General features: G+C 67.6%; 13 protein-coding genes and 2 pseudogenes. 11 read left to right on the top strand and 4 right to left on the bottom strand.

Annotated elements, in window-relative coordinates; translation table 11 throughout:
* Nucleotides 1-109 precede the first annotated feature (109 nt).
* Nucleotides 110-1,310 (top strand): annotated as a pseudogene (locus OG568_RS54055) (family 65 glycosyl hydrolase); the annotation flags it as partial.
* Nucleotides 1,311-1,330: 20 nt separating this feature from the next.
* Here OG568_RS54055 and OG568_RS54050 read toward each other — a convergent pair.
* The gene (locus tag OG568_RS54050; protein ID WP_329530528.1) at nucleotides 1,331-2,224 is read right to left on the bottom strand and encodes an IS982 family transposase; all 894 of its coding nucleotides are present in this window, start codon (nucleotides 2,222-2,224) and stop codon (nucleotides 1,331-1,333) included.
* A gap of 132 nt (nucleotides 2,225-2,356) precedes the next feature.
* On the opposite strand from OG568_RS54050, the gene OG568_RS54045 reads away from it, so the two are divergent.
* Nucleotides 2,357-3,622, top strand: a complete 1,266-nt coding sequence (locus OG568_RS54045) for an IS701 family transposase (RefSeq protein WP_329533128.1) — start codon at nucleotides 2,357-2,359, stop codon at nucleotides 3,620-3,622.
* 296 nt (nucleotides 3,623-3,918) lie between these two features.
* Here the strand turns inward: OG568_RS54045 and OG568_RS54040 are convergent, their stop codons facing one another.
* The gene (locus OG568_RS54040; protein WP_329537382.1) at nucleotides 3,919-4,809 is read right to left on the bottom strand and encodes an META domain-containing protein; all 891 of its coding nucleotides are present in this window, start codon (nucleotides 4,807-4,809) and stop codon (nucleotides 3,919-3,921) included.
* Between the two features lie 122 nt (nucleotides 4,810-4,931).
* On the opposite strand from OG568_RS54040, the gene OG568_RS54035 reads away from it, so the two are divergent.
* The 8 genes from OG568_RS54035 (at nucleotide 4,932) to OG568_RS54000 (ending at nucleotide 11,193) form a co-directional block, all read left to right on the top strand.
* Nucleotides 4,932-5,345, top strand: coding sequence for a hypothetical protein (locus OG568_RS54035; RefSeq protein ID WP_329537381.1), 414 nt, complete (start codon nucleotides 4,932-4,934; stop codon nucleotides 5,343-5,345).
* Between the two features lie 47 nt (nucleotides 5,346-5,392).
* A complete protein-coding gene (locus tag OG568_RS54030; protein ID WP_329537380.1) occupies nucleotides 5,393-6,928 on the top strand; it encodes a tyrosine-type recombinase/integrase in 1,536 nt (511 codons plus the stop codon).
* A gap of 30 nt (nucleotides 6,929-6,958) precedes the next feature.
* Complete coding sequence (locus OG568_RS54025) at nucleotides 6,959-7,171, top strand: hypothetical protein (protein ID WP_329537379.1); 213 nt, start codon at nucleotides 6,959-6,961, stop codon at nucleotides 7,169-7,171.
* Between the two features lie 111 nt (nucleotides 7,172-7,282).
* Nucleotides 7,283-7,825: a DUF4265 domain-containing protein gene (locus tag OG568_RS54020; RefSeq protein WP_329537378.1), complete on the top strand. Its 543-nt coding sequence runs from the start codon at nucleotides 7,283-7,285 to the stop codon at nucleotides 7,823-7,825.
* A 103-nt stretch (nucleotides 7,826-7,928) separates the two neighbouring features.
* On the top strand, nucleotides 7,929-8,141 hold the full coding sequence (locus OG568_RS54015; RefSeq protein ID WP_329537377.1) for a hypothetical protein: 213 nt from the start codon (nucleotides 7,929-7,931) through the stop codon (nucleotides 8,139-8,141).
* Between the two features lie 117 nt (nucleotides 8,142-8,258).
* Complete coding sequence (locus OG568_RS54010; RefSeq protein ID WP_329537376.1) at nucleotides 8,259-9,332, top strand: tyrosine-type recombinase/integrase; 1,074 nt, start codon at nucleotides 8,259-8,261, stop codon at nucleotides 9,330-9,332.
* The gene (locus OG568_RS54005; RefSeq protein WP_099945916.1) at nucleotides 9,329-9,649 is read left to right on the top strand and encodes a helix-turn-helix domain-containing protein; all 321 of its coding nucleotides are present in this window, start codon (nucleotides 9,329-9,331) and stop codon (nucleotides 9,647-9,649) included. The genes OG568_RS54010 and OG568_RS54005 overlap by 4 nt, the downstream gene beginning before the upstream one ends.
* Nucleotides 9,650-10,164: 515 nt before the next feature.
* Entirely contained in the window at nucleotides 10,165-11,193 is a 1,029-nt protein-coding gene (locus tag OG568_RS54000) for a hypothetical protein (RefSeq protein ID WP_329537375.1), read from the top strand.
* A 56-nt stretch (nucleotides 11,194-11,249) separates the two neighbouring features.
* On the opposite strand, the gene OG568_RS53995 is transcribed toward OG568_RS54000, so the two are convergent.
* Entirely contained in the window at nucleotides 11,250-11,777 is a 528-nt protein-coding gene (locus OG568_RS53995) for an SMI1/KNR4 family protein (RefSeq protein ID WP_099945918.1), read from the bottom strand.
* A gap of 83 nt (nucleotides 11,778-11,860) precedes the next feature.
* On the bottom strand, nucleotides 11,861-12,211 hold the full coding sequence (locus tag OG568_RS53990) for a hypothetical protein (protein WP_329537374.1): 351 nt from the start codon (nucleotides 12,209-12,211) through the stop codon (nucleotides 11,861-11,863).
* On the opposite strand from OG568_RS53990, the pseudogene OG568_RS61935 reads away from it, so the two are divergent.
* Nucleotides 12,155-12,274 (top strand): annotated as a pseudogene (locus tag OG568_RS61935) (Mu transposase domain-containing protein); the annotation flags it as partial. The gene OG568_RS53990 and the pseudogene OG568_RS61935 overlap by 57 nt on opposite strands.
* Between the last annotated feature and the right edge of the window lie 430 nt (nucleotides 12,275-12,704).

Genomic DNA, 12,704 nt, shown 5'->3' with positions numbered 1-12,704 from the left:
ACCGCCCGCCCTGACCAGCCGGCCTCTCCCGGACGCGCCGCACAGACCAGCGGCAGTCAGGGCCACGGCCCGATCGTCCGCGACCGTCACCGAGTGCGGGAGGCCCGTCATGATCACCCATCCTGCGTACACCGTCGAACCGTGGTGCCTGCGGGAGAGCGAGCTCGACTTGGACGTGCTGGAGCAGAGCGAGTCGGTGTTCGCACTGGCCAACGGCCATATCGGCTGGCGCGGCAACCTGGACGAAGGCGAGCCACACGGGCTACCGGGGACCTACCTCAACGGCGTGTTCGAGTTCCGTCCGCTGCCATACGCGGAGGCCGGCTACGGATACCCGGAGTCCGGACAGACGATCATCAACGTGACCAACGGCAAGGTGATACGGCTGCTGGTGGACGACGAACCGTTCGACCTGCGCTACGGCCGACTGCACCGCCACGAACGGGTGCTGGACTTCCGCGCCGGGGTACTGCACCGCACAGTCGAGTGGACAACTCCGTCGGGGCGCACGGTGCGCATCCGCTCGACCCGGCTGGTCTCACTCACCCAGCGGGCGACCGCCGCGATCGCCTATGAGGTCGAGGCAGTGGGACGAGGAGGTCCGGATTGTGCTCCAGTCCGAGCTGGTCGCCAATGAACAGCTTCCGAGACGCGAGGGCGATCCTCGGGTCTCGGCCTCCCTGGGCTCGGTCCTGCAGCCCGAGGAGGACTTTGCACAGGACAGCAGGCTGCGGCTGGTGCACCGCACGGCCCGCAGCGGGTTGCGCGTGGCGGCGGCGGCCGACCATCTGATCGCGGGCCCCCAGGGCACTTCCGCCTCCGCGGAGAGCGGCAAGGATCTCAGTCGGCTGACGGTGACCTCGCTGTTGCGGCCGGGCCAGCGATTGCGGGTCGAGAAGACCGTCGCCTACGGCTGGTCGGGTGCCAGGTCGCTGTCGGCCGTCCGCGACCAGGTCGACGCCGCGCTGGCTGGGGCGGCCAGTACCGGCTGGGAGGGCCTGCTCGCCGAACAACGCGGGTACCTGCACGCCTTCTGGGCTCGGGCGGATGTCGAGCTGGAGGGCGACACCGAGATCCAGCAGGCCGTCCGGTTCGCGCTGTTCCACGTGCTTCAGGCAGCGGCTCGCGCCGAGGAGCGGGCCATCCCCGCCAAGGGCCTGACCGGCCCGGGCTACAACGGCCACTGCTTCTGGGACACCGAGACGTATGTGCTGCCGATGCTCACCTACACCGCGCCGCACGCGGTGGGGCCGGCGCTGCGCTGGCGGTACACCACGCTGCCTGCCGCGCTGGGACGGGCCCGCCAGCTAGACGAGTCATTCCGATGTGGTCAGTGGTCATAAGCGATCAAGGATCGTATGACGGGCTGGCCGGTCTTGTGGTTGTGCCAGATCGCGGCGGCCATCGCGAGGATGCGTTGGGCGACGCGGACGGCGACACCTTCGAAGGTCCGTCCACCGTGCCGTTCCAGGTCGAGCTGGCCTTTGAGGGTGTCGTTGACCGACTCGATCAGCTGTCGCACCGACTTCAGGAGGCTCTCGCCCCTGCGCTTCTTCTCGCGCTTGAAAGAAGGACGCAGCAACTCCGCGCCCCGGAAGGCCAGATCGGCCTCGAACTCCTTGGAGGCGAAGCCTTTGTCTGCGATCACCAGCAGGCTCGGCCGGTCCGTGGACAGGTGCGGTTCGCGGTCCAGCATCGCCGACAGCACCTCCCGCTCATCCAGTTTCGGGTTCGCCAGTGCCCACAGGATGGGCATCCCGGTCGGGGTGCATACCAGGAACAGGCGCAGGCCCCAGAAGAACCGGGAGTGCGAGGCGCAGTACCCGTATCCGGCCCAGCCGGCCATGTCCGACCGCTTCACCGTCGGACGCGAGCGGCCGCACTCCACCGGTGTGGAGTCGATGATCCAGTGGTTGTCGAACCAGAAGTCCGTATCGACGGCCAGCAGTCGTATTGCCCTCTTGACCAGTGGCAACGCTGCCCGCAGCCGCTTGTTCCAGCCCGGCTGCCTGGGCACGTACGGGAACATCGCTCCCAGTCGGGAGTCCACGAACCGCAGCCAGCGCGACTCCGAGGTGAAGCCCAGCAGCGCCTGGGCGACGGCAAGGGTGACCAGCTCAGAATCCGTCAGCTGCGGCGGTCGGCCAAGCCATCGGCTACCTCCGATCTCGTCGTCGATCTTCACGTACAGTGCGGTCAGCAGGGCGTCTAGGTTGTTCGTCACACAACGATCTTGGACGCCCTGTCTGCGTTCCCAGACACACCGTCAGCATTCGGAATGACTCGTCTAGTAGGGCTTGGTCAGGTCGTTTGTGTTGATGCGTGTCCTGTCGGCCTGGTGTGGCGTTGAGAGTGTGTGACTCCGGACGAGATTGCTGTGGTGCGTGGTGAGTTGGAGGCGTTCGCGGCGGAGGTGTTCGAGCCGTTTGCGCGTAAGGACCAGCGCCGGTGGGGGCAGGTGTATCTGCGGGGGCTGCTGACCGACGGACAGCGTAAGTCGGTCGAGCCGATGGCCGCCCGGCTCGGGGAGGACGGCAATCGTCAGGCACTGGCCAACTTCATCACCACCAGCCCCTGGGACCCGGCGCACATCCGGGCCCAGCTCGCCTGGCGGATGGAGGAGGCGATCGGGCCGGACGCCCTCATCTTCGACGACACGGGGTTCCTCAAGGACGGGACTGCCTCGGCGTGTGTGTCGCGGCAGTACACCGGTACCGCGGGCAAGGTCACCAACTGCCAGGTCGGCGTCTCACTCCACCTCGCGTCCGACCATGCCTCGGCGGCGGTCAACTGGCGGCTGTTTTTGCCCCGGACCTGGGATCCCGCCTCACCGAAGGCCGATGCGGACAAGGTCGCCCGCCGCACCGCCTGCGGCATCCCGGACGATGTCGGGCATGTGGAGAAGTGGCAGCTGGCCCTGGACATGCTCGATGAGACCCGCTCCTGGGGGATCGAGGTGCCGCTGGCCGTCGCGGACGCCGGATACGGCGACGCCGCCGCGTTCCGGCACGGACTGCAGGATCGCGGCCTGAACTACGTGGTGGGGATCTCCACCACGCTGTCGGCCCAGCCCGCCGGCGCGGTGCCGGTGGCCGAACCGTATTCCGGGACCGGACGCCCGCCGGTGGCGAAGTATCCCGACAAGCCACGGCCGGTGAAGGAGCTGGTCATCGCGGCGGGCCGGAAAGCAGCTCGGCCGGTGCAGTGGCGGGAGGGCTCCCGGCCCGGCACCGGCCGCTTTGGCCGCAAGCGGATGTACTCCCGTTTCGTGGCCTTGCGCATCCGGCCTGCCGGACGCGAGGTCCGCCAGGCCACCGACGGCCCGGAGCTGCCGGAGTGCTGGCTGCTGGCCGAATGGCCCGCCGGTGAGAGCGAGCCGGTGCAGTTCTGGCTGTCCGACCTGCCCTCCGGCATGCCTCTGACCACACTGGTCCGGCTCGCCAAACTCCGCTGGCGCATCGAGCACGACTACCGGGAGATGAAACAGGCCCTGGGACTTGCCCACTTCGAGGGCCGGACCTGGAACGGCTGGCACCACCACGTCACCCTCGTCTCTGTCGCACATGCCTTCTGCACTCTGCAACGACTGGCCCGGGCCCCAAAAGACCCAGCGCCGGCCTGAGCCTCTACCAGGTCGTCCGCGAGCTGCAGACACTCCTCGCCCTCTGGACCGGCGCCTGCCCCACCTGCCACCGCAACATACCCACACCGATACGAACCTGACCAAGCCCTACTAGCTGCGCAGACACACCACGAGGGCGCGGCCGACTGCCGCGCCCTCATGGTCGTTGTTGGTCGTTAGTGGCTGTTGTCGGTTGCCCTCGCACGGCCCGGAGGCGGCCGACGGAAGATTTACAGACCGCGTGCGATGTCCCGGGTGACGTGACCTTCTCCATCTCCCGTTGGCCGACTGCGAATCTAGGACCCGGGGCGCGGCGGTGTGCCGGTCAGCCGGACGAAGTGGTGGCCGAAGAACTCGAGGCCGTGGGTCTCGTCCACGAACTCGATGCCGTGATTGACCCACACTTGGAACGTGCGCGGGTCCTGGTCGAGCAGGCCGTCCTCCTCGGACATGATCTCCCGTGAGCAGGTCCGGTGCGTGGTCCGGGTGAGCGGGTACAGCGTGACGTGCTGGCCTGCGAAGGCGGCCCGGCCCTTGAAGCCGTTGCAGCCTCCCTTTCCTGTGACCGTGCCGTCCCGGTGGAAGACGAAGTAGACCTCTTTGCCGGCCGTCATGTCGATGGTGGCATCGGAGACGATCAGATTCTGGAGTTGCCAGGGCGCTCCGAAGAGCCCCTGAGGCCACAGCATTTGCAACGCGACATAGTCGCCCCGCTGGTTCTTCAGCGTCATCGAGAGGTCGTCGACCCGCTCGGCCACCGCCAGGGGGCCGCCGGTGAGGATCTTCCGCATCCGCTCCTCGAAGGCCCGCTCCTTCGCCGGGCACGCGTCGTCCGGCGTCGCCCCCGACGTGTCCGCACCGACGGTGAGCGTCGTGGCGGTGACCGTGGCCGACGTCCTGAACGGCGTGCATCCATAGTCGCCCACGGCCGTGTTGTCGTAGCTGAACTCGACCCACGCGCCGGCGTCCGGCGGTGCGTCGATGTTGCGCCCGTCGACGGTGACCCAGTCGACCCGCCAGCGTGCGCCCAGGAGCAGCCCGCCGTAGCCGCCCGGCCCCTTCGGCGTGGTCCACGGCGTGGGCCGCTCCGGGGCCTTCCCCCCGCTCCCCGCCCGGGGCGAACCGCACGAGGTGAAGGTGAGCAGAGCGACGAGCAGTGCGCCGAGGAGGGCGCCGGTCCGGTACATGCGCATGATGATTCAGACCTCCGACCCACCTTCGGGGTTGTCCCGTCAGGACCACAGCATTTGCCGCGACCACGGTGCATCAGGCTCTGAACTCGGCGGTCCCCCCACCGAGGAAGAAGTCGGTGCCGCGGGCGACGGTTCTGGATCCGGCCAAGGGCTGGATCGACGCGATGCTGCGGGAGGACCTCACCGCGCCGCGCAAGCAGAAGCACACAGCCCGGCGGATTTACCAGCGGCTCGCGCAGGATCACGGCTTTGACCAGGCGTCGTACTCGACGGTCTGTGACTACGTCCTGGTCCGGCGGCCGCAGATCGAGGCCGAGGCCCGGGAGGGGCACCGGCATTTGGACGGGATGGTCCCTCAGGTGCATCTTCCTGGCGAGGAAGCGGAGGCCGACTTCGCTGACGTGTGGGTCCGGCTGGCGGGCGAGGTGGTCAAGTGCCACCTGTTCACGCTGCGGTTGTCGTACTCGGGCAAGGCCGTCCACCGACCCGTTGACCGCACTATCGGCGTGTCCTACGTGTCGGCTCGGTGAGGGCGAGGAGTCTCCGTTCGGGATGTGCCCGATGAGACGGAGACGCGATGGACCACGGTGCGGTGGTACTCGAACGCGAGGTGTCCGGGCTGGTGGCCCGGGTCGGCAGGGTAAAGGCGAACACGGCCACCACCCTGCCCTGGGTAGTGCTCGACGGCGCGGGGCGGCCGATCGCTCCGGCCAGCGAGTTCCTGCGGGAGCTGCTGGCGTGCGGCAACACCCCGGCCTCCTGCCGCTCCTACGCTTTTGACCTGCTGCGCTGGTTCCGTTTCCTCGCCGCAGTGGACGTCGAATGGAACCGTGCGAAGCGCGTGGACGTCCGCGACTTCGTCCTGTGGCTCCGTACCTGCCACAACCCAGCGCGGGACCGGCGCCACCCCGACGCACCCGCGCCGGGGTCGCTGAACGCGCGCACCGGCAAGCCGTACCTGAGGTCGGGCTACGCCCCGGCGACCATCAACCACGCGGTGTCGGTGCTGGCGGCGTTCTACGACCACCACTTGCAGAGCGGGCAGGGTCCACTGGTCTCCCCGGTACCACCGCAGTCCCGTGACGGGCGCCGGCTGGACGCGCATCACAACCCGCTGGAGCCGTTCCGGCTGCACCGCCGGGGCGCCTACCGCCAGAAGCAGGCCGACCGCGAGCCCCGGGCGGTCCCCGACGATGTCGTCGAGGACCTGTTCACCTCGTTGGGCTGCCACCGCGACAGGGCGCTGTTCTCCATGTTCTTGTCCAGCGGCGCGCGGGCCGCCGAGACGCTGGGCATGACGATCGGCGATCTCCATCCGGGCGAGGGCCGGATTTACGTGCAGACCAAGGGCCTGGGCGGCGCGAAGGAAGCCTGTCCGGCCTCTCCGGATGCCTTCGCCTGGCTGACGTTCTACCTCGGCGAGCTGGCCCAGAACGGCCACCGCCCCGCCTCGGACGAGCCGGTGTGGTGGACCCTGCGCGGACCGACGCGCCCGCTGACCTACACCGCCCTGCGAGCGGTGCTGCAGATCAGCCCGTCCAAGACCGACCGTGAGCGCGTCATCCCCGCTGATCCGGATCTGGTCGCCGTCCTCGCCCGGATCATTCGTCGCATCAAGGGCACCGGCGAGCGGGTGCCGCTGCTGACTCGGTACGACGGCTACGAGCGGGTCTTCGGCCCGCCGATGCCCCACCTGTTCCAGGGACCCTCCCAGCACCGGCTGCAGGTCATCTCCCCCAACCGGATCCGCGAGCTCCTCACCGATCAGGCGCTGCGGGCCGGCATCGTCGACGTCGACGGGACACCGCTGAGGCTCACGCCGCACGACTTCCGCAGAATCTTCTCGACCGAGACGGTCAACGGCGGCCTGCCGATCCACATCGCCGCGAAGCTGCTCGGCCACCTCGATCTCAACACAACTCAGGCTTACGTCGCGGTCTATCCCGAGGAGGTCATTCGCCACTACCGGCAGTTCATTGACCAGCGCCGGACGCACCGTCCCAGCGAAGAATATCGTGAGCCCAGCGACACCGAGTGGCAGGACTTCCGTGGCCACTTCAGTCTCCGGAAGGTCGCGCTCGGTACCTGCGACCGGCCCTATGGGACACCTTGACAGCATGAAAATGCTTGCGTCAGATGCCCCATGCTTCGGCTCGACCTGGCCCAGGAGCCCCGGCTGCTGGAGATCGAGACCAACACCCGCCAGCGCCTCGGCGAAGCCCAGCGGATGCAGTGGCTCGGCGAGGTCGCCGGCCTGCAGGAGAGCCTTCGACACATCGCTGACAAGAAACAGCAGGTCGAACGCCTACGGCACCAGGCAGGGCATGGTGAATCCGGGGTCGGAGCACTCGGCTAGGATCCCCGCCCAGTGGCGTCGCCTTCGATGAAGGCAGTACCCATGCCGGCTGGCCGAGCCGGCTTCACCGCCCCAGGCCCACCACATCGGGGCGCCCCGGCGGAGGTCACGTTGATCGACTACGGCATCATGGCAGGCCACCGGAGCCGCCAGGGAGTGCACGTCATGAAGTTCATCGTTCACGACGATCCAGTCGGTCGCTCCGCGAGCAACTTCATCGCGCGGGCCGACCTGGCCAGCTTCGGCATGGGCGGACAAGTCGAACAGCTCTGGCTCAAAGCCGTCGCCAACATGACCTACGAGGTCGCCTGCATCCCGTTCTTCACCTATGGACTCGCGCTCGGCGACACTGTGCTGCTGACGGACGACAACTACGTTAACGAGCTGGTTAGGGCGTCCGGGCATCGGGCACTGCGGATGATGTTCGTCCTCGAGTTGCCCGCCGAAGACCGCCAGCAGGCGGCAGACCGGATCAGGGCCGAGATCAGCCAGGCGGGACTCCTGAGCGAGTGGAGCGGCGAGCGCTACGTCGCCGTCGACGTCCCGCCGAACACCGAGCCCTCCAGCCTGTTCGCTGTCATGGAGTCGGCGGTCAACGCGGGTGATGCCTTCTGGGAGTGGGCCAGCGCGAGACCATTCATCACTCCCGCCTGACGCCGCCGAATCCCGACCCCGACACCGTGGTCGAGCGAGTCATCGCAGGGCACCCGGCATAGTGCAGAGAAGGGTCTATGCCTCGCAGGCCCAGGAGTCCTTCATGGAGGGACTTGTCGAGGCGTTCAACGTGCTGGGCGGGGTGCCGGCCCGGCACATCCGTTACGACAATCTGAAGCCGGCGGTCAACCGGATCTGCACCGGCCGCAGCCGGGTGGAGTCGGAGCGATGGCTCACCTTCCGCGCCCACTATGTCCATGTTCCCGTGGGTTCCAGCCGCACCCCGACTGCGCCAGCGAGCTCGATGGCTGTTTGATCTGGAGCTTTCGGTCTGCTGGACACGATCGGGTGATTGCTGCTCGTTTCTCAGAAATCCTGAAGTCTCCTCAGCTGTCATGGCGGAGTCGAGGAATAGCTGAAGGGGAGGAACGGGATGGCACTGGCCGTTGTACGCGATCTGCGGCCGGAGCTTCGGCTGGAGACTTCCGAGGAGGTCGCGGCCTTCGAGCAGGATCTGCTGGCTGAGTTCGTCCTCGCCCGGGCCTCTGCCGGAGTCCTCGACGACACCATCCGCGGCGACGTTGGGCCCATTCTTGGCCTGCGCGAATGGTTCGGCCAGCCTCTGTGGGAGATGGAGGCTCCCGACCTCGACCGGTACTTCGGGCGGCACCGTCGCGACTCAGCCTCAGGCACCAAAGTCCGCCAGGCTGCTGCCTTCGCCGTGTTCTTCGAGTTCCTCGAACTACGGCATAAGGCCGCCATCCACGCGGCCACCGGCTTCGTCGTCGAATCTCCGCTGGACGAGATGAACCGGCCGCGTGGCGGCACTTCTGCGAGGCTGCGGATCCCGCCGCCAGAAGCGGAGGTCACGACGCTCTTCAGCGGCTGGCGGTGCGACATGGAAGAGGCACGCAAGTACGCTCCGGCCGCCCGGAACTACACCGCCTCACGGCTGGCCAGCCTCATCGGTCCAAGGATTTCGGAACTGTGCCTGCTGCGGATCGGCGACGTTCGCTGGGACCTGGGGCGGTTCGGCAAGGTCCTCCTCAAGGGCAAGGGCAGCCAGGGCCGCGGAAAGAAAGAACGGCTCGTCCCGCTCATCAACGGCTCCCGTGACCTGCTGGAATGGTGGGTGACGGGGCCGCGCTGGGAGTTCGACGACAAGGTCAACGACCCCCGTGCCCCGCTGTTTCCCTCGGAACGCAGATACGGCGACGGCTCCAGCAGGGCCGTGACCGACGATGCTCTGAGGACCGGGCTCGCCGAGGCGGTCGCCCGGCATCTTCCTCACCAGGCCGGCCAGCTCACGCCGCATGTGCTGCGACACTTCGCCGCTTCCGACCTCTACCGCAACGGCATGGACGTCGTTGCCATCCAAGAGGTCCTCGGACATGAATGGCTCAACACGACCATGATCTACGTACACGTCGAGAAGTCCCACGTCGAAGATGCCTGGATCCGCGCGGGGCAACGGGCCACGACGCGATTCGGAGGAACACGCCGATGAAGTGGAATCTGCGAATGGTCGCCGCCCAGCGCGATATCTGGAAGGCGTCCGAGCTCCAACGGATGCTGGCGGACGCCGGATTGGTGATCTCGGCCGGCAAGATGTCCCACCTGTGGTCCGGACGGCCGCTGACCGTCCGCCTGGCCGACCTCGACATCATCTGCGAGGTGCTGGACTGCACGACCGCCGACCTTCTCGTCCCGGAGAAGACCAGCGTCCGGCAGGAGACCGCGAGCCTGGAGGCGGAGAAGCAGGTCGTCGGCGGCAGCCCGATCATGCACCAGCGCCGACCGGGTCGCTCGGGGCCGCCGCTATGAGCACGCCCGTCCGGCGATCACGTCCCTGGGCCACCCGAAGCTGCCGGGACTGCGTTGGATGGGGCTGGATCGACCGCCCTCGCTGCAAAGCATGCTGGGGTTTCACCTCGAAAGCCAACAGCAGCCACTGCGACGTCTGCACACGCGAGGTCGCCGCGATGGACGGGGTCTGCCGTCTCTGCCGCCGCCAGGCCAGCCTGATCGCTGGCCCGGACAACAAGACCCGCGTCGACCTGACCGTAGCCGCCCGCACAGGACACCAGCTCTTCATCATCGGCACCCTGCGACCACGCGGCGGCCCACCCCCGCAGCCTGTTCCAACGGAACCGAGGTCACCGCGGCCACACCGTGTTGCGGCACGCTGGACGGAGCTGTTGCTGTTCGAGATGCCGCGCGAGCTTCGCGGAGTCAGCAGCAAGGCCCCACCACTCGACCCTCAACTGTCCGCATCCTTGAGTGCCCGGGCCGCCCGGATCGCGGAACTACGCGGCTGGCCGCCCCGCACTCTCGGCTCCGTGCGACGCGGCATCCGGATTCTCTGCGCAGTTCACCGGCCAGGGGAGCAAATCCGAGCCTCGACCATCGCCCAGCTCACCCACATGGCAGTGCCGGCCAACCACGTCCTGGAAGTTTTCGAGGAACTCTCCTTTTTCCGCGACGACCGGCCCGACTCGCTCGACGCCTGGTGCGAGGAACACCTCTCCTTCCTTGCCTCAGATGTCCGCACTGAGCTGGACGTCTGGATCGACATCCTGAGACACGGGACCCCGCGCCGCAGGCCACGAGCCCGCGCAACGGTCATCACCAACCTGAGGAGCATCCTGCCGTTCCTGACCGAGTACGCCAGTAAGTACTCAACCCTGCGGCAGGCCACTCGCGACGACATCACCAGCTGGCTCGCCGACCGGCCCTATCGCGCATACGACGCCAGTGCGCTGCGTTCGCTGTTCAGCACTCTCAAGGCCAAGCGGCTGATCTTCGCCAACCCGATGCGAGGCATCAAGGGCGGCAAGGTGGCGATCAAGATCCCCGCATCACTCACTGCGGACGAGGTGGAGTCCGTGGCTCTTGCCGCACTGCAGGATCCGGCCCTTCGCGTGGTCGTGGCCCTGTCCGGTATCCATGCGCTACCCGCCCGCCAGATTCGATCGATGCTGGTCGCACATGTGGACCTGCCGGGACGGAGACTCGACCCCGAGGGCTTGAACCGTCCCCTGGACAACTACACCGCCGAGGCGATCGACGAGTACCTCGCCTACCGCCATCGCCGATGGCCGAACAGCACCAACCCACATCTGCTGATCACCAGGAACACCGCCACCACGACAACGGCCGTGGGCACGTTCTGGATGGACAGGCTGGTCAAAGAATTACCCGTGGGCGTCGATCAGCTGAGGCAGGACCGCATTCTCGAAGAAGCCCTCGCCAACGGCGCCGACCCCCTCCACCTCGCACACGTCTTCTCCCTCGGCGCGAAGGCCAGCCTCCGCTACACCAGCGCAGTAACCGAAACGGAAGCAGAGTGGACACCGACCACCCCGTAATGAGCGATTCGACGCCCTCCCTCACTGCTGGGTGCCGAGAGGTTTCCGGCGCAGATTCAACGGCAGAGCTCCATGATGGTGTCGTCGAATTCGGGGAACTCCTGGGTGGCCAGCTCGATCACGCCAGCGGCTGACCGACGCTGGCCCGGTGCGAACCGCTCAGCGATGGCCGTCAGATCGCGGTTGGGGCGCGGGATCCAGTCAGGCTCATAGGAGGTGGCCGCTTCCCAGGGGCCGAAACCGCCGGCCAGTAGCCACAGGAAGTCGCCCAGATCACGCGCTACAACACCGGTCTCTCCCTCGGACCCGAGGAAGACAACGGGTTGATCGGCCAGTGGCTGGCTCGGGCGGATCAGCCAGAACGCTGCATACCCGCCCGAGCCATCCTGACCGAAGACACGGAAGCCGTCGCCGTCCAGTTCGCCGTTTCCCGTCCAGGCCCGGAACCAGTCGGTGGTCTCCTCAGCGGACAGGAATGCCCCGAAAGGTTCGAAGTCGACCCCGTCACCGCCCGCGTAGTCAAACGGTACGGCCATCGCTGCGGCGAGCGCGGCGGGGAACTGTCGATCATCGGCAGGCGTCACTCGCACAGGCTAGCGACACGGCAACCCGCTTCGCCCACGGGGCAGTATCGCCACGGTGTCCCTGAGTTCGCGATTCGGAGCCTTCAGATTTCCTGAACCCACGGAAGATCGGCTTCGACGCCTTCTACTGCATCCCCGGCCAGGAAGGCGCCCACGAGAAGGGTGGTGTCGAACACGAGGGCGGACGCTTCCGGCGCACGCACCTCGTCCTGGTCCCCGACGTTGCCTCGCTGGGCGAACTGAACGAGAAGATCGCCGCGATCGACGCAGCCGAGGACACACGGATCCTGTCGGGCAGGCTGACCACCATCGGCTTCAACTTCATCACCGAGGCCGACCAGCTGGCGCCGTTGCCGTTCGAGGAATTCGAGTGCGGCATCACGCTGACACCGAAGGTCGACCGCAGCAGCCGGATTACGGTCCGCCAGTGCCACTACTCGGTGCCTGCCCGTTTCATCGGGCAGAACGTGCGCGTGCTGCTGCGGGGCAATGAACTGCTGGTGTTCGAGCGGAGGACGATCGTTGCCCGTCACCCGCGGCTGACCCGGCGGGGCGAGTTCCGCGACGAACTCGATCACTACCTGGAGATCCTGCTGGCCAAGCCGGGCGCCATGGCTGGATCAACGGCGCTGGCAACTGCCCGGCAAGACGGCTCGTTCACCGAGGTCCACGAGGCGTTCTGGGCCGCTGCCCGCACCGCGCATGGAGACGCGACCGGGACCAGGGCCCTGATCGAGATTCTGCTGCTGCACCGCCGGATGCCGGCCGAGGCGGTCCAGCTGGGCATGGCGGCCGCGATCCGGGCGGGCGCCGCCACCGCGGACGTGGTGGCCGTCGAGGCCCGCAAGGCAGCCGCACAGGCACCTGATCCGGCTGAGGAGGCGGACGACGGGGACGATCCGCCGCCGTGGGCCGAGCCCAGCGGGG

The sequence above is a fragment of the Streptomyces sp. NBC_01450 genome (assembly GCF_036227505.1).
In the GTDB taxonomy this organism is placed as follows: domain Bacteria; phylum Actinomycetota; class Actinomycetes; order Streptomycetales; family Streptomycetaceae; genus Streptomyces.
This window is presented reverse-complemented; position numbering and strand designations above follow the sequence as displayed.

What these genes read in the sequence shown, in the direction of transcription:
- OG568_RS54005 (WP_099945916.1), top strand. Translation starts at nt 9,329, where the DNA reads ATGAAGTGGAATCTGCGAATGGTCGCCGCCCAGCGCGATATCTGGAAG.
- OG568_RS54015 (WP_329537377.1), top strand. Translation starts at nt 7,929, where the DNA reads ATGGAGGGACTTGTCGAGGCGTTCAACGTGCTGGGCGGGGTGCCGGCC.
- OG568_RS54040 (WP_329537382.1), bottom strand. Translation starts at nt 4,809, where the DNA reads ATGTACCGGACCGGCGCCCTCCTCGGCGCACTGCTCGTCGCTCTGCTC.
- OG568_RS54010 (WP_329537376.1), top strand. Translation starts at nt 8,259, where the DNA reads ATGGCACTGGCCGTTGTACGCGATCTGCGGCCGGAGCTTCGGCTGGAG.
- OG568_RS54030 (WP_329537380.1), top strand. Translation starts at nt 5,393, where the DNA reads ATGGACCACGGTGCGGTGGTACTCGAACGCGAGGTGTCCGGGCTGGTG.
- OG568_RS54025 (WP_329537379.1), top strand. Translation starts at nt 6,959, where the DNA reads ATGCTTCGGCTCGACCTGGCCCAGGAGCCCCGGCTGCTGGAGATCGAG.